General features: G+C 68.6%; 20 protein-coding genes. 11 read left to right on the top strand and 9 right to left on the bottom strand.

What is annotated here, in order from left to right:
- Window positions 1–6: 6 nt before the first annotated feature.
- Window positions 7–825, bottom strand: a complete 819-nt coding sequence (locus HPF_RS05185) for an NAD-dependent epimerase/dehydratase family protein (protein ID WP_127803348.1) — start codon at window positions 823–825, stop codon at window positions 7–9.
- A 144-nt stretch (window positions 826–969) separates the two neighbouring features.
- Here HPF_RS05185 and HPF_RS05190 point away from each other — a divergent pair, with 144 nt between their 5' ends.
- Genes HPF_RS05190 through HPF_RS05200 form a run of 3 tightly spaced genes read left to right on the top strand, consistent with a single transcriptional unit; the run spans window position 970 to window position 4,162 of the window.
- Window positions 970–1,737, top strand: a complete 768-nt coding sequence (locus HPF_RS05190) for a FadR/GntR family transcriptional regulator (RefSeq protein ID WP_241559651.1) — start codon at window positions 970–972, stop codon at window positions 1,735–1,737.
- A gap of 8 nt (window positions 1,738–1,745) precedes the next feature.
- Window positions 1,746–3,218 carry an aldehyde dehydrogenase (NADP(+)) gene (locus HPF_RS05195; protein WP_133155940.1) on the top strand — a complete coding sequence of 491 codons (1,473 nt, stop codon included), beginning with the start codon at window positions 1,746–1,748 and terminating at the stop codon, window positions 3,216–3,218.
- Window positions 3,212–4,162, top strand: a complete 951-nt coding sequence (locus HPF_RS05200) for a DMT family transporter (protein WP_133155941.1) — start codon at window positions 3,212–3,214, stop codon at window positions 4,160–4,162. The genes HPF_RS05195 and HPF_RS05200 overlap by 7 nt, the downstream gene beginning before the upstream one ends.
- Window positions 4,163–4,173: 11 nt before the next feature.
- On the opposite strand, the gene HPF_RS05205 is transcribed toward HPF_RS05200, so the two are convergent.
- Both HPF_RS05205 and HPF_RS05210 read right to left on the bottom strand, forming a co-directional pair.
- The gene (locus tag HPF_RS05205) at window positions 4,174–5,337 is read right to left on the bottom strand and encodes an ATP-binding protein (RefSeq protein ID WP_133155942.1); all 1,164 of its coding nucleotides are present in this window, start codon (window positions 5,335–5,337) and stop codon (window positions 4,174–4,176) included.
- Window positions 5,338–5,387: 50 nt separating this feature from the next.
- The gene (locus HPF_RS05210) at window positions 5,388–6,329 is read right to left on the bottom strand and encodes a LysR family transcriptional regulator (protein WP_133155943.1); all 942 of its coding nucleotides are present in this window, start codon (window positions 6,327–6,329) and stop codon (window positions 5,388–5,390) included.
- Window positions 6,330–6,429: 100 nt separating this feature from the next.
- Here HPF_RS05210 and HPF_RS05215 point away from each other — a divergent pair, with 100 nt between their 5' ends.
- The 8 genes from HPF_RS05215 to urtE all read left to right on the top strand — a co-directional run bounded on the left by HPF_RS05215 (window position 6,430) and on the right by urtE (window position 14,464).
- Window positions 6,430–7,425, top strand: a complete 996-nt coding sequence (locus tag HPF_RS05215) for a Bug family tripartite tricarboxylate transporter substrate binding protein (protein ID WP_133155944.1) — start codon at window positions 6,430–6,432, stop codon at window positions 7,423–7,425.
- A gap of 17 nt (window positions 7,426–7,442) precedes the next feature.
- Window positions 7,443–8,339: an alpha/beta fold hydrolase gene (locus HPF_RS05220; protein ID WP_133155945.1), complete on the top strand. Its 897-nt coding sequence runs from the start codon at window positions 7,443–7,445 to the stop codon at window positions 8,337–8,339.
- Window positions 8,296–8,754 (top strand): DUF3237 domain-containing protein, encoded by a 459-nt coding sequence (locus tag HPF_RS05225; protein WP_243721684.1) that lies wholly within the window; start codon window positions 8,296–8,298, stop codon window positions 8,752–8,754. Before HPF_RS05220 ends, HPF_RS05225 begins: the two co-directional genes overlap by 44 nt.
- Window positions 8,755–8,897: 143 nt before the next feature.
- A complete protein-coding gene (gene urtA, locus HPF_RS05230) occupies window positions 8,898–10,175 on the top strand; it encodes an urea ABC transporter substrate-binding protein (protein WP_066255550.1) in 1,278 nt (425 codons plus the stop codon).
- Between the two features lie 12 nt (window positions 10,176–10,187).
- The gene (urtB, locus tag HPF_RS05235) at window positions 10,188–11,777 is read left to right on the top strand and encodes an urea ABC transporter permease subunit UrtB (RefSeq protein WP_133155947.1); all 1,590 of its coding nucleotides are present in this window, start codon (window positions 10,188–10,190) and stop codon (window positions 11,775–11,777) included.
- Entirely contained in the window at window positions 11,774–12,883 is a 1,110-nt protein-coding gene (gene urtC, locus HPF_RS05240) for an urea ABC transporter permease subunit UrtC (protein ID WP_133155948.1), read from the top strand. Before urtB ends, urtC begins: the two co-directional genes overlap by 4 nt.
- The gene (gene urtD, locus HPF_RS05245) at window positions 12,880–13,755 is read left to right on the top strand and encodes an urea ABC transporter ATP-binding protein UrtD (RefSeq protein ID WP_133155949.1); all 876 of its coding nucleotides are present in this window, start codon (window positions 12,880–12,882) and stop codon (window positions 13,753–13,755) included. The genes urtC and urtD overlap by 4 nt, the downstream gene beginning before the upstream one ends.
- 10 nt (window positions 13,756–13,765) lie before the next feature.
- Window positions 13,766–14,464, top strand: a complete 699-nt coding sequence (gene urtE, locus HPF_RS05250) for an urea ABC transporter ATP-binding subunit UrtE (RefSeq protein WP_079364584.1) — start codon at window positions 13,766–13,768, stop codon at window positions 14,462–14,464.
- Between the two features lie 30 nt (window positions 14,465–14,494).
- On the opposite strand, the gene HPF_RS05255 is transcribed toward urtE, so the two are convergent.
- From HPF_RS05255 to HPF_RS05280, 6 genes are all read right to left on the bottom strand, one after another.
- Complete coding sequence (locus HPF_RS05255; protein WP_079364585.1) at window positions 14,495–16,180, bottom strand: response regulator; 1,686 nt, start codon at window positions 16,178–16,180, stop codon at window positions 14,495–14,497.
- Window positions 16,181–16,308: 128 nt separating this feature from the next.
- Window positions 16,309–17,139, bottom strand: coding sequence for an urease accessory protein UreD (locus tag HPF_RS05260; protein ID WP_133155950.1), 831 nt, complete (start codon window positions 17,137–17,139; stop codon window positions 16,309–16,311).
- 117 nt (window positions 17,140–17,256) lie between these two features.
- The gene (locus HPF_RS05265; RefSeq protein WP_127803330.1) at window positions 17,257–17,730 is read right to left on the bottom strand and encodes a nucleoside deaminase; all 474 of its coding nucleotides are present in this window, start codon (window positions 17,728–17,730) and stop codon (window positions 17,257–17,259) included.
- The gene (locus HPF_RS05270; protein WP_066160667.1) at window positions 17,730–18,494 is read right to left on the bottom strand and encodes an ABC transporter permease; all 765 of its coding nucleotides are present in this window, start codon (window positions 18,492–18,494) and stop codon (window positions 17,730–17,732) included. Before HPF_RS05270 ends, HPF_RS05265 begins: the two co-directional genes overlap by 1 nt.
- A 10-nt stretch (window positions 18,495–18,504) precedes the next feature.
- Window positions 18,505–19,341, bottom strand: a complete 837-nt coding sequence (locus HPF_RS05275) for an ABC transporter ATP-binding protein (RefSeq protein WP_133155951.1) — start codon at window positions 19,339–19,341, stop codon at window positions 18,505–18,507.
- Window positions 19,341–20,372: an ABC transporter substrate-binding protein gene (locus HPF_RS05280; RefSeq protein WP_133155952.1), complete on the bottom strand. Its 1,032-nt coding sequence runs from the start codon at window positions 20,370–20,372 to the stop codon at window positions 19,341–19,343. Before HPF_RS05280 ends, HPF_RS05275 begins: the two co-directional genes overlap by 1 nt.
- Between the last annotated feature and the right edge of the window lie 85 nt (window positions 20,373–20,457).

Genomic DNA, 20,457 nt, shown 5'->3' on the forward strand with positions numbered 1-20,457 from the left:
GCGCACTCAGGCTTTCTTGAAGGGGTCCGCCTTGACGAAACCACCGCCCTGGTAAATGGCGGCCGGGTCGTTCAGGTCCGGGGCGGATGTGCGCGCGAACACCGCGTCGTGGAACACGTCCGAGCTGTCCTGCGGTACGTAGCCGATGTGTTTCGCGCGGCTGTTGTCCCACCAGGTCACGGCGTTGTCGGACATGCCGAACACGATGCTGTGGCCCAGCACCGGTGTGGACAGGCAGGCGCTGATGAGGCGGTGCAGGTCGTCGAAGCTCAGCCACGTGGCCAGCATGCGGCGGTCCTTCGGCTCGGGGAAGGAGGAGCCGATGCGCACGCAGGCGGTCTCGATACCGTAGCGGTCGAAATAGAAGCGCGAGAAGTCCTCGCCGAAGGCCTTGCTCACGCCGTAGTAGCTGTCGGGGCGGGCCGGGTGGTCGGCGGTGATGGTCTCGCTCTGCTTGTAGAAGCCGGTGACGTGGTTGGAACTGGCGAACACCACGCGCTTGACGCCGTGCCGGCGCGCCGATTCATAGAGGTGGTAGACGCCCAGGATGTTGGCCTGCAGGATGGCCTCGAACGGCGCCTCCACCGAAATGCCGCCCAGGTGCACGATGGCGTCGCAGCCGGCCACGGCGGCGTCCACCGCCGCCGCATCGGCCAGGTCGGCCAGGGCGATCTCTTCGCCGGCTTGCGCCTCGCCCAGTCCCGTCTTGTCAGACAACCTGAGGACCTCGCAGTTCGCGAGCAGCCGGGAACGCAGGGCGGTGCCCAGGCCGCCGGCGGCGCCGGTCAGCAGGATGCGGTGGTGTGTTTTCCTAGGGTTAACCATGATATTGGGTGCTTTTCCCGATTCGGTTGCACAGAACAGCGGGCCTTTGCTACAGTTCAACCGTGTCTGGAATGTCAGTTGTGTGTTGTCAGACAAGTGGGCGCCATTTTGAAAATCCGCGTCCCGGCTGTCAAGGAAAAAACCATGGACCCCGTGAAAACCCTAGGTGAGGAGATCCCCGCCGGAGCCGCAGCTCCCGCGCGCATGCGCCGTCCCCGCGGCCTGGTGCCCGAAATCGTGGCCTCGCTGGAGGCCGACATCCGCGAGGGGCGGCTGGTCCCGGGCCAGAAGCTGCCGAGCGAGTCGGAGCTGGTGGGTCGCTTCGACGTCAGCCGCACCGTCGTGCGCGAGGCCATCTCGCGCCTGCAGGCCTCTGGCATGGTCGAGACGCGCCACGGCATCGGCACCTTCGTGAACGAGCCGCGCGCCGTCGAACCGAACTTCCGCATCGCGCCCGAAGACGTGGCGACCGCCGCCGACGTGATCGAGCTGCTGGAGCTGCGGATCAGCCTGGAGAGCGAGGCGGCCGCGCTGGCGGCGCAGCGGCGCTCGCCCGAGAGCCTCTCTGCCATGGCGGCGGCGCTGGCCTCGTTCAACGTCGCCATCCACGCCGACTCCGACGCCGTGCCGTCCGACTTCCATTTCCATGTGGAGGTGGCGCGCGCCACCGGCAACCGGCACTTCGCCGAGCTGATGACCTACCTGGGCACCATGATCATCCCGCGCACCCGGCTCAAGACCGCGGCCAGCGCCCCCGAGGGCCGGCTGCCGTATCTGGAACGCGTGCATCACGAACACGAAAACATCCTCGACGCCATCCGGCGCCAGGACCCCGAGGCCGCGCGCGCCGCCATGCGCACCCACCTCTCCAACAGCCGCGAGCGCCTGCGCCGCGCACAACCCGAAGCCTGAACGAACCCATGAGCACCCTGCAATCCTTCAACGCCCGCACCGGCGAAGCCCACGGCGCCGCCCTGGCCCCGTCCACCGAACAGGACATCGACCGCGCCGCCACCGACGCGCACGCGGCCTTCGGCGACTGGGCCCGCAGCAGCGGCGAACAGCGCGCGGCCCTGCTGCGCGCGCTGGCCGACGGCCTGGAGGCCGAGCGCGAGCAGCTGGTCGCCTGTGCCGACCTGGAAACCGCGCTGGGCCCGGTGCGCCTGAACGGTGAACTCGACCGCACCACCTTCCAGTTGCGCCGCTTCGCCGACATCGCGCAGCGCGGCGTTCCGTTCGAATCGCTGGACGACCCCGCCGTCGCCGGTGGCCCGCCCGCCGGGCACCCGGCCATGGTGCGCCAGCGCATGCCGCTGGGCCCGGTGGCCATGTTCGCGGCCAGCAACTTCCCGTTCGCCTTCTCGGTGCTGGGGGGCGACACCGCCTCGGCGCTGGCCGCAGGCTGCCCGGTGGTCGTCAAGGCACACCCCGGTCACCCGGTCCTGTCGCAGCAGGTGTTCGCCATCATCCAGGGCGTGCTCAAAGCGCAGGGGCTGCCCGCCGGCCTGATCGGCCTGGTGCAGGGCGCAGGCGTCGAGGTCGGTGTCGGCCTGATCCGCCACCCGCTGATCGCCGCCGGCGCCTTCACCGGCTCCACCCGCGGCGGCGCCGCGCTGCAGGCCGAGGCCAACGCGCGCCCGCGCCCCATCCCGTTCTACGGCGAACTCGGCTCCATCAACCCGCTGATCGCGCTGCCCGCCGCCCTGGCCGCCAAGGGCGCCGAGCTGGCGACCACACTGGCCGGCTCCATCACCCTGGGCTGCGGCCAGTTCTGCACCAACCCCGGCCTGCTGGTGCTGGTGGACGGGCCCGAGACCGAGGCCTTCATCCCGCAACTGGTCGAGGCGCTGGCCAGGCAGCAGCCCCACCCCATGCTGACCGCCGGCATGCGCAAGGCCTTCGACGCCGGCATCAAAGGCTTCATGGACGCGGGCGCGCGGTCGCTGCTGCAGGGCCAGGGCGTGGCGCCCGCGCCCGGCCCGCAGCTGCTGCAGGTGAGCGCGCAGCGCTTCATCGAGCGCCACGAACTGCGCGAAGAGGTGTTCGGCCCCAGCAGCCTGATCGTGCGCTGCGCCAGCCTGGCCGAGGTGAACGCCGTGCTCGCCGCCGTCGGCGGCAGCCTGACCGTGACGGTCTGGGGGGCCGATGAAGACACGGCCGACAACCGCGCCATCGTGCGCAGCGCCACGCAGATCGCTGGCCGTGTGCTGTTCGCGGGCGTGCCCACGGGCGTGGCCGTGACGGCCGCGCAGCAGCACGGCGGCCCCTGGCCATCGAGCACCGCGCCGATGACCACCTCGGTCGGTGACGCCGCGCTGGAGCGCTTCCTGCGCCCGGTGTGTCTGCAGGATGCTCCGGCCTGGCTGCTGGCGCGCGGCGGCGTGCCGTGCTGAGCGGTACCGGCCTCCCCACCAGCGTCTTCAGCCGCCCGCGTTACCTCATCCTGCTGGCCACCCTGTGCTGCCTGCTCTGGGGCAGCGCCTACCCGGCCATCAAGGGCGGTTACGCGCTGCTGGGCATCGCGCGCAGCGACACGGCGGCGCAGCTCGTGTTCGCGGGCTGGCGCTTCCTGCTCGCGGGCGCCCTGCTGCTGGTCATGGCGCAGCTGACGGGCCGGCGCGTCTGGGCCCTGGCGCCGGTGCAGTGGGCCCAGCTGGGCCTGCTGGGGCTGGCGCAGACGGCGCTGCAGTACGTGTTCTTCTATGTCGGGCTGGCGAACACCACCGGCGTGAAGGGCTCCATCCTGAACGCCACCGGCACCTTCTTTTCCGTGCTGCTGGCGCACTTCCTCTACGCCAACGACCGGCTGAGCCGGCGCAAGGCCCTGGGCTGCGCGGTGGGCTTCGCGGGCGTGATGGTGGTCAATCTGCGCGGCGGCACGCAGGGGCTGGATGCCGGCTTCACCCTGCTGGGCGAAGGCTTCATCGTCATCGCCGCCTTCGTGCTCTCGGCCGCCAGCATCTACGGCAAGCGCCTGTCGCAGCGCATCGACCCGATGGTGATGACCGGTTGGCAGCTGGGCATCGGCGGGCTGGTGCTGCTGCTCGGTGGTCTGGCCGGTGGCGGCGACATCCGCGGCTGGAGCGCCGGCTCGCTGGCCCTGCTGGGCTACATGGCCGTGCTGTCGGCGGTGGCGTTCACGCTCTGGGCCGCGCTGCTCAAGCACAACCGCGTCGGCCAGGTGACGGTGTTCAACTTCCTGATCCCGGTGTTCGGCGCGCTGCTCTCGGCCCTGTTCCTCGGTGAGGCGGTGCTGGAGTGGCGCAACCTGGCCGCGCTGGTGATGGTGTGCGGGGGGATCTGGCTGGTGACGACGGAGGGGCAGCGGGTGCGGTAGCGATCAGGCGGTCAAGGCGTAAGCAGCTCTTGGCAGAGCGCATGCAGTGACACGGCGTGGACGTCTTCTCTCAGACGATAGCTTTCCTGCCCTGGATAGACCACCAGCTTGCGTGCGGGCTGCAGGTCTTCACAAGCCGAGTGAAAACCACGCTCCACTTTGGGCGCAGTGCTGCGCTTGATTTCAATGGCCCAGCGCTCGCCGTTGGGCCACAGGAGCAGCAGGTCCACCTCGGCCCCGCCGCTGCTGCGGTAGAAAAAGGCTTGCACACCGCGCGGCGCGCAGGCGAGCAGGTTTTCGATGCAGAAGCCTTCCCAGCTGGCGCCGACCACGGGGTGGGACAGCAGATCGTCCTTGCTGCCGATGTGCAGCAGCGCGTGCACCAGCCCGCTGTCGCGCACATAGACCTTGTGTGATTTGACGAGGCGCTTGCCCTGGTTGTCGTGCCAGGGGGCCAGACGGCGCACCAGCAGCAGGTCGCTGAGCAGGTCGATGTAGCTGGCGGCGGTCTTGGCGTCCACGCCGATGTTGCGCGCCAGCTGGGCCACGTTGAGCAGGCCGCCCTGGTGGTGGGCGAGCATGGTCCAGAGACGCCGCAGCGTTTCGGCCGGGATTCTGGGTCCGAACTGCGGGATGTCTCGCTCCAGGTAGGTTCGGATGAAGCTTTCGCGCCAGCGCAGGCTGCGGGCCTCGTTGGGGCTTTGCAGGCTGTCTGGAAAACCCCCACGCAGCCACAGGCTGTCTTGCTGATCGGCGCCTGTTTCCTGCACGGTCAGACCGGTCATGTCCAGGTAGCTGATGCGCCCGGCGAGCGTTTCGCCCGATTGCTGCAGCAGATCCCAAGACGCGGAGCCGAGCAACAGGTATTGCCCGGCGGTCTTGCCGCTGCGCCGGGCCTGGTCGATCAACCCGCGCAGCAGGGGGAACAGGGCGGGTGTGCGGTGCACTTCGTCCAGGATGACGAGTTTGTCCAGATGGTCGGAGAGGTACAGCTCGGCGTTGTCGAGCTTGGCGCGATCCCGTTCGGACTCCAGGTCCAGGTACACCGAGGGCCGGTTGTGGGCGACCTCCAGGGCCAGTGTGGTCTTTCCGACCTGCCGCGGCCCCAGCAAGGCCACCGCCGGGGTGTGATCGAGTTCAAGGGTCAGTTCGGCGGCAATGGTGCGGTGAAACATCCTTGCAATTATGGAATTTAAATCCTGAATTGCAAGGATGATTTGTTGAATCAACGCCACTCACCCGCTGCTTCCAGCACATAAGCCACCAGCCGCTCCCCCGCCGGCCCCAGGCCTTCAGCGGGCCGCAGCACGCCCAGCGGCTCGAAGGGCAGGTCCAGCGGCAGCGGCAGCACCTTCAGCTGGCCGCGCTCCACCCAAGGCCGCAGCACGCTGAACGGCACCAGCGCCAGCAGGGGCCGGGTGTCCAGCAGCGTCCAGGTCAGGGGCGAGATGCGGGTGACGATCTGGCAGGTGCGCGGGGTCCAGCCCTGCTGCTGCAGCAGCTGTTCGTAGCGGTCGCGCGCGGCGCTGCCCATGGCGTTGGGCAGCCAGGTGGCGTGTTCCAGATCGGCCAGCGCCAGCCGCTTGCGCCGCGCCAGCGGGTGCTGCAGGCCACAGGCCACCACGAAGCGGTCGTCCTGGCAGGGCGCGAAGCGCCAGCCCTGCGGGACCACCGCCGGCTGGCGGCAGAACACCAGGTCGGCCGAGCCGGTGTCGATGGAGGCCGACACCGCCAGGATGTCCACCTCGTTCACCAGCACCTGCACCTGCGGGTGCGCCGCCAGGAAGCCCGGCAGCACCTGCGCCAGCAGGCCGTTGGCGCCAGCGGCGGTGGTGGCCACGCGCACCGTGCCCTGCTGGTGGTCGAGCCGGCTGGCCACCAGCTCGGCGCTTTCCTCCAGCCGGCCCAGCATCTGGCGCACCAGCGGCAGCAGCTCGCGCGCCAGCGGCGTGGGCGTGACGCCGCGCGCGTGGCGCACGAAAAGCGGCGCTTCCATGAGCCGCTCCAGGTCGGCCAGCAGCAGCGTCACGGCTGGCTGCGTCATGCCCATGGCCTGGGCCGCGCGGTTCACATTGCCCAGCTCGGCCAGCCGGGCCAGGGCCTGCAGGTGGCGCACCCGCACCTTGGCCAGCAGGCGGTTGAGCACCACCGAGGAGCGTAGCGTCATGTGATTCGGATTGCTGATTGAAGGGCCACAAATTTTATTGGTTGCTTATGGCTTGGCGCCCTAGCATCCGCCCTCATCACAACCACAACGGAGACACCGCATGCCTTCCATCCCCAACCGCCGCCAGGCCCTGCAGTGGCTGGGCGCCAGCGCCGCTGGTATCGCGCTGCCTCTGCCCGCCGCGTTCGCGCAGGCCTTCCCGAACAAGCCGGTGCGCGTGCTGGTGGGCGCCGCCCCGGGCGGCCCGGCCGACTTCATGGGCCGCGCCTTCAGCGACGCCGCTTCGCCCGCGCTCGGGCAGCCCTTCGTGGTGGACAACAAGCCCGGCGCCACCGGCACCATCGCCGCTGGCATGGCCGCCAAGGCCCCGGCCGACGGCCACACCCTGCTGATCGGCGCGCCCGGTGCCATCGTGGTGGCGCCCCACCTGATCGCCAAGCTCGACTACGACGCCGACAAGGATTTCACCCCGATCACCATGCTGGGCGCGGGCGCTTTTGTGCTGGTGGTGCACCCCTCGGTACCGGCCAACAACCTGGCCGAGCTCATCGCCCACGCCAAGGCCAAGCCCGGCGCGCTCAACTACGGCTCGGGCGGCAACGGTTCATCGGGCCAGCTGTGCAGCGAGTCCTTTGCGACCCGCGCCGGGGTCGACCTGACGCACGTGCCCTACAAGGGCGACGGCCCGGCCGTCAACGACCTGCTGGCCGGCCAGATCCAGCTCATGTTCACCGCGCCCAACGTGGCCATGCCGCACATCAGGTCCGGCCGGCTCAAGGCCATCGCCGTCACCTCGCACGAGCGCATGGGCGCGCTGCCCGAGGTGCCCTCGGTGCACGAGGCGCTGCCGGACTTCGAGTACCTGGGCTGGATCGTGCTGTTCGCACCCGCCGCCACGCCCGCGCCGGTGGTCGACGCGCTGGCCGCCTTCTGGGCCCAGGCGCGCAACCAGCCCGCCATCAAGAGCAAGCTCGAGGGCCTGGGCATGTACCCGCCGGCGCGCTACGCCAGCCGCGAGGCGGTGGTCGGCATGCTGCGCGCCGAGAAGACGCGCACCGCCCAGCTGGTGAAGAAGCTGGGCATCACCCCCGCCTGAACCGGAGCCCGATCCGCATGACCGACACCGCCAACCCCGAGGCCCCCACCACCCTGCGCGTGGCGCGCCTGCCCAGCGGCGTGGAACTGGCCCACGACGTGGCCGGGCAGGGGCACCCGCTGGTGTTCATCCACGGCGTGATGGGCGACTGGCGCTCCTGGGACCCGCAGTGGCCGGCCTTCAGCGCGCGCTACCGCTGCGCGCGCTACAGCCGCCGCTACAACCACCCCAACCGCAACACCATGGCCTCGCCGGACCACTCGGCGCTGCAGGAGGCCGAGGACCTGCTGGGCCTGCTGGACCACCTGGGCTGGGAGCGCGCGATCCTGGTCGGCAGTTCCTACGGCTCCTTCGTGGCGCTGGCCCTGGCCCTGCAGCACCCGCAGCGCTGCGCGGCGCTGGCGCTGTCCGAGCCGCCCATGATGAAGTACGCGCAGCGCAGCGCCGCCGGGCGCGAGGCCGAGGCGCGCTTTCGCGCCGAGGTCATCGAACCGGCCAACGACGCCTTCCGCCGCGGCGACGACGAGGCCGGCGCGCGCATCATGACCGGCGGCATCAACGGCCAGGGCATGGCCACGCTCACGCCCGAGGCCATGCAGCGGCGGCTGCAGAACATCGGCGCCATGAAGACGCTGGCGCTCTCCAGCGACGAATTCCCCTGGCTGCCGCCCGAGCGGCTGGCCGCGCTGCCCATGCCGGTGCTGCTGATGGCGGGCGAGCGCACACCGCCCATCCACGCCGAGATCTTCCGCAACGTCTGCGCCACCATGCCGCAGGCCGAGCGGGCGCTGATCAATGGTGCGGGCCACGGCACCTCGCGCGACAATCCGGCCGCCTTCAACGCCCACGTGCTCGACTTCCTGGACCGCCATGACCAACCGTTCGCCCGCCCCCACAGCACCGCCCGCGCCTGAGGCACGCCTGGCCTGGGAGGCGCAGGTGGACATCGGCGAGCGCCAGAGCCTGGGCCAGGGCCCGCGGGGCGAGCGCTTCATCGTGCCCATCCTGGGCGGCCGCTTCGAAGGCCCGCGCCTGCGCGGCACCGTGCTGCCCGGCGGCGCCGACCGCCAGCTGCTGCGCGCCGACGGCGTGAAGGAGCTGGATGCGCTGTACGAACTGCAGACCGACGACGGCGCCGTCATCACCGTGCGCAACCGCGTGCTCATCGACGAGAGCGCCACCCCCGGGCGCTACGCCCGCAGCGTGCTGCAGCTCAGCGCGCCCGCCGGGCCGCACGACTGGCTCAACCGCCGCGTCTTCGTGGGCACCCTGCACAGCCTGCGCCCGGCGCGTGCGGCGGTGTGCATCCGCGTGTACGAACTGGCCTGAGCCCGCGTACGCCACCCGGCGTACAGACGCTTTTCAGGGTCTTCCCTAGCATCCGTCCGACACCACCACAAAGCCCTTCGAGGCCTTGGCGGTGGCGAAAGTCAGACCCACCAACGGATGTTTTAGAACCCTGGAGAAGCGCCATGCAACAACGTCAGAACTCGCGTCGATTCACCCTCAAAGCCCTGACGGTCGCCACCGCCCTGGGCGCCTTCGGCCTCACCGCCCACGCCGCCGACACCATCAAGGTCGGTGTGCTGCACTCGCTGTCGGGCACGATGGCGATTTCCGAGACCGTGCTCAAGGACGTGGCCCTGATGGCCATCGACGAGATCAACGCCAAGGGCGGCGTGCTGGGCAAGAAGCTCGAGCCCGTGGTGGTCGACCCGGCGTCCAACTGGCCGCTGTTCGCCGAGAAGGCCAAGCAGCTGATCGACCAGGACAAGGTGGCTGCGGTGTTCGGCTGCTGGACTTCGGTGAGCCGCAAGTCGGTGCTGCCGGTGTTCGAAGAAAAGAACAGTCTGCTGTTCTACCCGGTGCAGTACGAAGGCGAAGAGCTGTCCAAGAACGTGTTCTACACCGGCGCCGCGCCCAACCAGCAGGCCATTCCCGCCGTCGAGTACCTGATGAGCAAGGACGGCGGCAGCGCCAAGCGCTGGGTGCTGCTGGGCACCGACTACGTGTACCCCCGCACCACCAACAAGATCCTGCGCGCCTTCCTGAAGTCCAAGGGCGTGAAGGACGAGGACATCATGGAGGAGTACACCCCCTTCGGTCACAGCGATTACCAGACCATCATTGCCAACATCAAGAAGTTCGCTTCCGCCGGCAAGAAGACGGCCGTGGTCTCCACCATCAACGGCGACTCCAACGTGCCGTTCTACAAGGAACTGGGCAACGCCGGCCTGTCCGCCAAGGACGTGCCGGTGGTGGCCTTCTCGGTGGGTGAGGAAGAGCTGCGCGGTGTGGACACCAAGCCGCTGGTGGGCCACCTGGCCGCCTGGAACTACTTCATGAGCATCAAGAACCCTGCCAACGCCGAGTTCGTGAAAAAGTGGAGCGCGTACGCCAAGGCCAAGAACATCGCCGGCCACAAGGACAAGCCGCTGACCAACGACCCGATGGAAGCCACCTACATCGGCATCAACATGTGGGCGCAGGCCGTCGAGAAGGCCAAGTCCACCGACACCGACAAGGTCATCGCCGCCATGGCTGGCCAGACCTTCAAGGCGCCGGGCGGCTTCACCAGCACGATGGACAAGGAAAACCACCACCTGCACAAGCCGGTGTTCATCGGCGAGGTGAAGGCCGACGGCCAGTTCAACGTGGTGTGGAAGACCCCGGGTCCGGTCGTGGCCGATCCCTGGAGCGACTACATCGCCGAGAACAAGGGCAAGAAGAACGTTCCCGAGAAGAAGTAAGCGGGGGTCCTGATGCGCTGGCTGCGTTCCTTTCTTGTGTTGTTGTGCCTGATCGGCGCAGCCAGTGCCCATGCCCTCACCCCGGCCGACGCCCTGGCGCTGGCCGTGGGCGACAGCGACGACCGCATCGCCGCCATCAACCGGCTGGCGGCCGAACCCGACGAGCGCACGCTCGCGCTGCTGCAGGCGCTGGGCAACGGCGCGGTCAAGGTGCAGGGTGAGCAGGTGCTGCTGATCGCCGACGACGGCAGCGCGACCGACGCCGTGACCGGCGCCGCAGTCACCCTGGCCGACGAGGCCGAAGATTCCATGGTCAACAACCGGCTGCGCGGCGCACTGGAGGCCGCGCTGTCGGTGCGCGACCTGTTCGGCAGCGACGTGCAGGCCCAGCAGGCCGCCGCCGCCATGCTGCAGAAAGCAGCGTTCGACGAGCCCGATGCCGCGCAACTGCCCCTGGTGGACAAGGCGCTGGCGAACACCGCACTCGATGCGAAGGCGCGCACCAGCCTGGAGCTTGCGCGCGCCGCCATGCAGCTGGCCAGCGACGACGAGGCGCAGCGCCTGGCCGCCGCGCAGGCGCTGGGTGGCATGGGCGACCCCGCGCTCAAGCCCCTGCTGGCCGCCCGGCTGGAGGCCGAGCAGAGCGCCACCGTCAAGACCGCGCTGGGCGCCGCGATGTCGGCACTGGACCGCTCGCTGGCGATCAGCAGCGGCCTCTCGCAGGCCTTCACCGGCATCAGCCTGGGCAGCATCCTTCTGCTGGCCGCGCTGGGCCTGGCCATCACCTACGGGCTGATGGGCGTGATCAACATGGCGCACGGCGAGCTGATCATGATCGGCGCCTACGCCACCTGGCTGGTGCAGGCTTTCTTCAAGAGCACGCTGCCCGACTTTTTTGACTGGTACCTGCTGGCCGCCATGCCGGTGGCCTTCATCGCTTCGGCCCTGGTGGGCGCTGCGATGGAGCGCAGCGTGATCCGCTTCCTCTACGGCCGGCCGCTGGAAACGCTGCTGGCCACCTGGGGCATCTCGCTGGTGCTGATGCAGGGCGTGCGCAGCCTGTTCGGCGCGCAGAACGTGGGCGTGGAGAACCCCAGCTGGATGAGCGGCAGCGTCACGCTGCTGGGCAACCTCACGCTGCCCTGGAACCGCATCCTCATCATCGCCTTCGCGGCCGCGGTGCTGATCGGCGTGACCCTGCTGATCTCGAAGACGCGCCTGGGCCTGTTCGTGCGCGGCGTGACGCAGAACCGCCCGATCGCCAGCTGCATGGGCGTGAACACCGCGCGCATCGACACCTACGCCTTCGCGCTGGGTTCGGGCATCGCCGGTCTCGCCGGTTGCGCGCTGAGCCAGATCGGCAACGTCGGCCCCGACCTGGGCCAGAGCTACATCGTCGACAGCTTCATGGTGGTGGTGCTCGGCGGCGTGGGCCAGCTCGCCGGCACGGTCTACGCCGCGCTGGGCCTGGGCCTGCTGAACAAGTTCCTCGAAGGCTGGGCCGGCGCCGTGCTGGCCAAGATCGCGGTGCTCGTTTTCATCATCGTCTTCATTCAGAAACGTCCGCAAGGCATCTTTGCATTCAAGGGTCGCGAGGCATGAACACCGCCGCCATTTCTCTTCCCTCGCCCGGCCCGCTGCTCACGCGCGGCGCCTTCAGCGGCGTGATGGTCGCGCTGCTGGTGGTCTGCGCCCTGGCGCCCGCGCTCAACCTGCTGGTGCCGGCGGACAGCGTGTTCCACCTGTCGGACTACATGGTCGGCCTGCTGGGCAAGATCATGTGTTACGCCATCTGCGCGCTGGCCATGGACCTGATCTGGGGCTACACCGGCATCCTCTCGCTGGGCCACGGCCTGTTCTTCGCGCTCGGCGGCTACGTGATGGGCATGTACCTGATGCGACAGATCGGCCGCGACGGCAACTACGGCAGCGACCTGCCGGACTTCATGGTGTTCCTGGACTGGAAGGAACTGCCCTGGCACTGGGCGCTGTCCGACAGCTTCATCGCCACGCTGCTGCTGATCGTGCTGGTGCCGGGCCTGGTGGCCTTCGTGTTCGGCTACTTCGCCTTCCGCTCACGCATCAAGGGCGTGTACTTCTCCATCATCACGCAGGCCCTGACCTTCGCCGCGCTGCTGCTGTTCTTCCGCAACGAGACCGGCATGGGCGGCAACAACGGCTTCACCGACTTCAAGCGCATCCTCGGCATGCCACTGGCGACGCAGGAGATGCGCATGACGCTGTTCGTCATCACCGGTCTCACGTTGCTGGGCTTCTATGTCTTTGCGCGCTGGCTGGTGGCCAGCAAGTTCGGCCGCGTGCTGCAGGCCATCCGCGATGCCGAGAGCCGCGTCATGTTCTGCGGCTACAACCCGCTGCCCTACAAGCTCACCATCTGGACCATCTCGGCCGTGATGTGCGGCATCGCCGGCGCGCTCTACGTGCCGCAGGTGGGCATCATCAACCCGGGCGAGATGAGCACCGCGGCCAGCATCGAGATCGCGGTGTGGACGGCGGTCGGCGGCCGCGCCACCCTGGTCGGACCCATCGTCGGCGCCTTCCTGGTCAACGGCGCCAAGAGCTGGCTGACCGTGGCCTTCCCCGAGTTCTGGCTCTACTTCCTCGGCGTGCTGTTCATCGCGGTGACGCTGTGGATGCCGCAGGGCGTGGTGGGGCTGGTGAAGAAGCTGCGGGGAGGCAAGGCATGACGCCGGATCTGATGGAAGCGGGCGCGCAGCGCTACGAGAAAATGCATTCGGCGGCCTTGCAAGGCCAGACCGAATCGGGTGGCCGCAGCGCCGGATACGGCCGCGTTGCGAAGGCGGGCGAGGTGGACACCACGCACGGACGCATCCTCTACCTCGAAGACGTGCACGTGTCCTTCGACGGCTTCAAGGCCATCAACGGCCTGAACCTGGACATCGCGCCCGGCGAGCTGCGCTGCATCATCGGCCCCAACGGCGCCGGCAAGACCACGATGATGGACATCATCACCGGCAAGACCCGGCCCGACAGCGGGACGGTGTTCTTCGGCAGCACCATCGACCTGCTGCGCTACCGCGAACCCGAGATCGCGGCCCTGGGCATCGGCCGCAAGTTCCAGAAGCCCACGGTGTTCGAACAGCTTTCCGTGTTCGAGAACCTCGAACTGGCGCTGGCCACCGACAAGCGCGTGGGCCACAGCATGGTGTTCTCGCTCACCGGTGAAGAGAAGGACCGTCTGGCCGAGGTGCTGAGCACCATCCACCTGGCCGACAGCGCGCGCCGACAGGCCGGCCTGCTCAGCCACGGCCAGAAGCAGTGGCTGGAGATCGGCATGCTGCTGATGCAGGACCCCAGGCTGCTGCTGCTGGACGAACCGGTGGCCGGCATGACCGACGAGGAGACCGCGCGCACGGCGGAGCTGTTCCTCTCGCTCAAGGGCAAACACTCGCTGATGGTGGTGGAGCACGACATGAGCTTCATCCGCGCCATCTCCGAGAAGGTCACGGTGCTGTGCGACGGCTCGGTGCTGGCCGAGGGCACGCTCGACGAGGTGCAAGCCGACGAGCGCGTGATCGAAGTCTATTTGGGCCGCTGAGGAACCCGCCATGAGCCTTCTCGAAGTCAAGGACGTCAACCAGTACTACGGTGGCAGCCACATCCTGCGCAACGTCAGCCTCACGGCCGAGCTGGGCCAGGTGACGGTGGTGCTGGGCCGCAACGGCGTGGGCAAGACCACGCTGCTCAAATCGCTCATGGGCCTGGTGCCGATCAAGAGCGGCGCCATCACCTTCGACGGCAAGGCCATCGACAAGGCCACGCCCTACGAACGGGCCCGTGCCGGCATCGGCTTCGTGCCCCAGGGACGCGAGATCTTCGGCCGCCTGACGGTGCAGGAGAACTTGCAGATGGGGCTGGCCTACAAATCCGGCGGCACGCCCATCCCGGCCGAGCTGTTCGAGCTGTTCCCGGTGCTCAAGCAGATGCTGGGACGGCGCGGCGGCGACCTCTCGGGCGGGCAGCAGCAACAGCTGGCGATTGCAAGGGCGCTGGCGGCTGGCCCCAAGCTGCTGGTTCTCGATGAACCTACCGAGGGCATCCAGCCGAACATCATCAAGGACATCGGCAAGGTCATCCGCATGCTGGCCGACCGCGGCAACATGGCCATCGTGCTGGTGGAGCAGTACTACGACTTCGCGGAAGAACTGGCCGACCAGTACGTGGTGATGGAGCGCGGCGAGGTGATCGCCAGTGGGCCGGGCTCTGAAATGCAGGCGAAGAACATCCGCCAGCTGGTGGCGATCTAGGCCCCCACGCTCCGCCGCTGCGCCGGATCGTCAGGCCCCCACAGCGTTCACGTTGGCCAGCAGGCCTTCGTTCTTCTGGGGCGGCTTGTAGCCCGACGACAGGGACATGCCGCCCGCCGCACGGCCGGTGTGCGCCTGTTCGCCCAGGCCGGCGTGGATGTCGGTGGTGCGGTAGCGCTCGCGCATGGCCTGCGCCTTCTTTTGCAGTTCTTCGTGGTCGGGGATGCGCGCCTCGTAGCGCTGCAGCACCAGGTGGGCCGACTCGATGATCTTGGCGTTGAGCGTCTGCTCCCCGTCGTTCAGCAGCTTGACCACCGCGGCCTGCGGATCGCCCTTGAGGCTCAGGGACATGGCCTCTTCGGTCTGCTTGAGGATGTGGGCGTGGCCGCTGCGCACGCGGTTGATGAAGTCCTGGCGGCCCGTGGCGGCGCAGACCAGCAGCTCGGTGAGGGCCCGGCTGGTGCAGAAGCGCAGCGCCATGGTGTCCACCGCGGCGTCGACTTCGTAGAGCTGGATCGAGCGCATCGCCAGCCGCGTCATCAGCGCCAGCAGGTTGCAGGCCGACTCGACATCGAACGCCGGCTGGTGGATGGTCTTGGCCATGCGCCGCACGTCGTCCAGCGCCTGCGCGGTCTGGTAGTCCTGGATCGCGACCAGCGCCTCGATCACCTCCAGCAGCCGCAGCGGGCGCGGGTTGTCGGGGTACCGGTCGCGGATGCGTTCCATCTGCTCGCGGCAGCGCTGCAGGCCCTTGTGTTCGGCGTTGTCCAGGCGGGCGAACGCGAGCAGCACCAGGGCCTGGGGGTCGTAGAGCTTGGAGTCCAGGCCGAGGCGGGTGGCGCGGTCGAGCATCTCGATCCCTTCCTCGCGCTCGCCGGCGTACCAGGCCATCATGCCGTGCTTGAGCAGCCGGTTGACCGACGAGGGCGTGAGCATGGTGGAGCGCTTGAAGGTGGCGAGCGCGGCCTGGAAGTTGCCCAGCTCGAACTGGGCGCGGCCCATGATGTCGTAGGCGTCGGTGTAGCCCGGGTCGGTCTCGATCAGGCTCTCCAGCGTGGTGACAGCGCGCTGCTGGAAGCCGCCCTCGACCTGCGCACGGGCCACGCCCAGCCTGGCCCAGGGCAGCGTCTTGGCCGCGATGACGGCCTCGTAGAACATCTCGGCCTCGTGCAGGTGGCCGCCGCGCAGCATCAGCTCGGCCCCGATGCGGGCCGCGTAGAGGTAGTAGGGCTTGCGCTGCTCGAAGTGCGCCTTGCACATCTGCGCGGCCTCGTCGAACCGCTGTTCGTCGATGGCGGTGAAGATGTGCCGGAGCGCGTCCTTGCGGTCGCGCGCCTGCACGATGCGCTCCACCAGGCCCGCGGCCGTGTGGGGTTTGAGCAGGTAGGCGTCCAGGGCCGATTCGGCGGCCTCGGCCACCTTGCTGTACGAGGCTTCGGACGTCACCATCACGAACACCGTGTAGAACGGCAGCAACTGGTTGCGGCGCAGGTCGTCCAGCAGTTCCTGCCCGGTGGTGGCCTCGCGGTCGAAATACTGCTCGCAGATCACGACGTCGAAGGGCCAGGTCTCCAGTTTGGTGCGGGCGTCCGCGACGCGGGGGCACTGCACGATGGTTCCCACGCCGGCGTCCCGCAGCTGCCCGACGATGATCGACCGCGACAGCGGGTTGCCGTCGATGACGAGCGCTTTGGCGTCATGGAGCGGGGCAGACATGGTGGGCGGGGGCGGGGGCGCGGCCGGGGTGGTGATGGTCGTGGTGGATCCTGCCCCGATTCTGTGCAGGCAGGCCCAGGCCCGATCGGCCGAACAACGCCGCAAAACCCGGGCAGTTCGACGGAGGATCAGACCCGCCAGATGCGGGGGGCGTCGCCCGGCAGGCCCCAGGCCGCCGGGCGCAGCGCCGCCCATACGGCCTGCAGGCCGGCCATCAGCGGCTCCACCAGCGGCGCCACGGCCCGCACCGCCAGCACCCGGTCGTTGGGGCAGGTGGTGCCGGCCACCACCCCGGCCGGGGCTTGCTGCAGGGCTTCGCGCGCCACCTCCAGCAGGTGCTCGCGCCGCTCGCGCGCCAGTGGGCCGCCGGTGGCGAACACCAGCGTGCCCAGGCAGCGGTGGCCGCCCAGACCGAGGGGTGAGTCCAGCAGACGCCGGTCGTGCGCGGCGATGCGCGCCTGCTCCAGCCAGCAGCCGGGAATCTCCAGCCGCTGCCGGAACTCGCCCTGCTCGTAGGGCTGGGCCGCACCGGGCAGGCCCAGCGCGGTGACGTCCCAGGCCATCAGCTCGGCGCCCTCGGCCAGGGTGGCGCTCCAGCGGTTGTCGGCCCGGCAGCCGGGGTAGGCAATGGTTTCCAGCGGCAGCCACTCCAGCCGCGCGCCCGCGTCCAGCTGCAGCCGCACCTGTTGTGTGGCGAAGGCCTCGTCGCTGGCGTAGAAGCGGGTGGCGCCCGGGGTGCTGACCAGGGCATGGGCGCCGGCGCCGACCTGCACGCCGATGTCCAGCACGTCCCCGCCGACCAGACCGCCCGGCGGGTGCACGATCACGTTGTGGCAGACCGCGTCGCCCTCGGGGTAGAGGCTCTTGAAGATGCGCAGCGGGCCGTCGTGCGAGTGCTGCAGGACGGTGCGTTCACCGTGTCGCTGGTAGTCGAGGGAAAGACGGGCGTGCCAGGGCATAAGACTCAGGATAGCCCCCCGCGCCGCTTCGCGTCACCCCCCAGGGGGCAATGCCTGTGGCCCGGCAGAGCCGGTTCCACGGCATTCTGGAGCGGCATATGTCGCACCTGAGCCGCTCTATCGTTTCCAAAAATCCTGGTGCGGCGCCACCATCTCGGCCTCCAGCGCCGGGATCGGGCCGATGACCTCGATGGCCTTCTGCCCGCGCGCGATCAGCTCGCGGCAGGGCAGGGACAGCGTGGGGTTCTCGGCGTGGTTGCCGGTGAGGGCCAGCAGGGCCTCTTCGCTGGCGCCGTAGACGATGCGGCCGATGTTGGCCCAGTAGACGGTGCCGGCGCACATCGCGCAGGGCTCGAAGGTGGTCACCAGGGTGCAGCCCGAGAGGAAGCCCGCCGGGTAGTTGAGCGAGGCCGTGCGCGCCAGAGTGGCCTCGGCGTGGTGCACGGTGTCGATGTTGCCCTGCTCGGCCAGCACCGTCTCGCCGTCGGGCGCCACCAGCAGCGCACCGAAGGGGTGGCGGCCCATCTGCATCGCGCGCAGGGCCACGTCGTTGGCGCGGCGCAGGTGCCGCGCGATCTGGTCGTCGTTCATCAGCCTTGCGATCCTCTGTGGGCCCAGCCGGTGGTGTGCTTCTCGATGAAGCTGAACAGCTCGTACATCACCATGGCCATGATGCCGACCACCAGCAGGCCGCTGAACGCCAGGCCCATCTGCATCGAGCTGCCGGCCGAGATCAGCAGGTAGCCGATGCCTTCGTTGGCGGCGGTCATCTCCGACACCGTGGTGCCCACGAAGGCGAGCGTGATGGCGACCTTGAGCGAGCCGTAGAAGTAGGGCATGGAGCGTGGCAGGCCCACCTTGACCAGCACGTCCCAGCGCCGGGCACCGAGCACCCGCAGCACGTCTTCCAGCTCGGGCTCCAGCGTGGCCAGGCCGGTGGCGATGTTGACCATGATGGGGAAGAAGCTGATGAGGAAGGCCGTGAGGATGGCCGGCCCCGCGCCGATGCCGAACCACACCACCAGGATGGGCACGAAGGCCGCCTTGGGCAGGGCGTTGAAGGCTGTCATCAGCGGGTAGACCGCCGCATAGGCGATGCGCGACGAACCGATCAGGAAGCCGAGCAGCACGCCCACCACGATGGCGATGGCGAACCCGGCCATGGTGACCCAGAAGGTGCGCCAGGCGTGGCCCAGGATCACCTCCTTGAACTCCACCGTCTGTTCCCAGATGCGCGAGGGGCTGGGGAAGATGAACTCCGAGACCTGGAAGCCGCTACAGATCACTTCCCAGATCACGATGATCGCGACCAGCAGCAGAAAAGGCGACCAGCGCTCCATCTGTTTCTTGTTCATGTGATGGCTTTCACTGGTTGATCATGGCGCCTGCTTTTCGCATGGCTCCAATGTGCCCTCTGAGTTCATGGACGATGTCGGTGAACTCGGGCGTGTAGGTCACTTCCAGGTCGCGGGTGCGCGGAATCGGGATCTCGCGCTGCACCACGAACCGGCCCGGGCTCTTGCTCATGCAGTACACCGTGTCGGCCAGGAACACGCTCTCGCGCAGGTCGTGCGTGACCAGGATGACGTTGAACTGCTGCGCTTCCCACAGGTCGCGCAGCGTGCACCACAGCTCCTCGCGGGTGAAGGCATCGAGCGCGCCGAAGGGCTCGTCCAGCAGCAGCATCTTGGGTTCGTGAATGAGCGCGCGGCAGATGCTGGCGCGCTGCTGCATGCCGCCCGAGAGTTCCCAGGGAAACTTCTTCTCCATGCCGCCCAGGCCCACGCTGGCCAGCAGCTTCTTCGCCCGCTCCTCGAACTCCTTGCGCCGGTCCTTGAACTGGTGCCGGAAGGGTTCGACGATCTCCAGCGGCAGCAGCACGTTGTCCAGCGTCGTGCGCCAGGGCAGCAGGCTCGGCGCCTGGAAGGCCATGCCCGAAATTTTCAGCGGGCCGTTGACGGGCTGGCCGTCGATGGTGATCTTGCCCATGCTGGGCATCTTCAGCCCGGTGGTGAGCTTCATGAAGGTGGACTTGCCACAGCCCGAAGGCCCGACGATGGCGATGAACTCGCCTCGCCGCACCTTCAGGTTGATGTCCTCGACGGCGAAGATGTTCTTCGCCAGCAGGTCGTCGTTGTAGGCCAGCCAGACTCCGTCGAAGTGGACGAAGGCCTGGTCGGCCCCGGAGGGCGCGCCGGGCATCACTTCTTGGCCGGGGGCAGCACGTTGAGTTCGGCCGCCGACGGCAGCATGGAACCGTTCCACACCTGCGCCACGTCGACGCGGTTCTTGGTGCCGTAGGCGTCGGACACCTGCGAGGCCATCAGCGCCATGCGGCCGGGCACGATCTGGCCGAAGCCTTCCTTGCGCGCATCGGGACTGGCGATCACCGAGTCCACCGCCAGCTGCAGGCGGCGGGTTTCCAGGGCCACGTTGATGATGCCGTCGCGTGCCTTGACGGTCTCGATGGTGGCGGCCGGGTTGGCCATGACTTCCTTGGCGCCCTTGGCGAAGGCCGCGAGGAATGCCTTGACCGCGGCCGGGTTCTCCTTGATCAGCTTGGGGCTGGCGATCACCACGTTGCCGTACAGCTTCACGCCATGGTCGGCATAGGGCAGGATGACCACGTCCTCGGTCTTCACACCGCGTGCTTCCAGGTTGAGCAGCGAGGTGAAGGAGAAGCCGGTGATGGCGTCGATGTCGCCGCGCACCAGCATGGTCTCGCGCAGCGGCGGGTCCATCGAGGTCCAGGCCACATTGCCGACGCCGTTGGCCTTCTGGAAGATCGGGAAGGCCTTGCGACCGGCGTCGAACACCGGGGCGCCGAGCTTCTTGCCATTGAGGTCGGCGGGCTTGGTGATGCCGCTCTTCTTGAGGGCCAGCACGGCGGCGGGCGTGTTGTTGTAGACCATCATCACGGCCACCGGCTTGTTGGGCGCGTCCGGGTTGTTGGCGTGGAATTCCATCAGCGCGGCCATGTCGGCAAAACCCATGTCGTAGGTGCCGGAGGCCACACGGGTGACGGTGCCGCCGGAGCCGTTGCCGGCGTCGATGGTGACGTTCAGGCCGGCGGCCTTGTAGTAGCCCTTGGCTTCCGACTGCAGGAACAGCGCGGCAGGGCCTTCGAAGCGCCAGTCGAGCTGGAACTTGATGGGCGTCTGGGCGGAGGCGCTGCCGAAAGCGGCTGCGGCGGCCAGGGCGGCGGTGAACTTGAGAAGGTGGCGTTTGTTCATGGCGAGGGTCTCCGTCGGGGTGGGGCGCTCAGGGATGCGGAAGGGTGCTGAAAGCGGGTCAGCAATTTCGATGCCAGGCGCGGGC

Origin of the sequence: Hydrogenophaga pseudoflava (assembly GCF_004353865.1) — a bacterium.
GTDB classification, from domain to species: Bacteria; Pseudomonadota; Gammaproteobacteria; order Burkholderiales; family Burkholderiaceae_C; genus Hydrogenophaga; species Hydrogenophaga pseudoflava.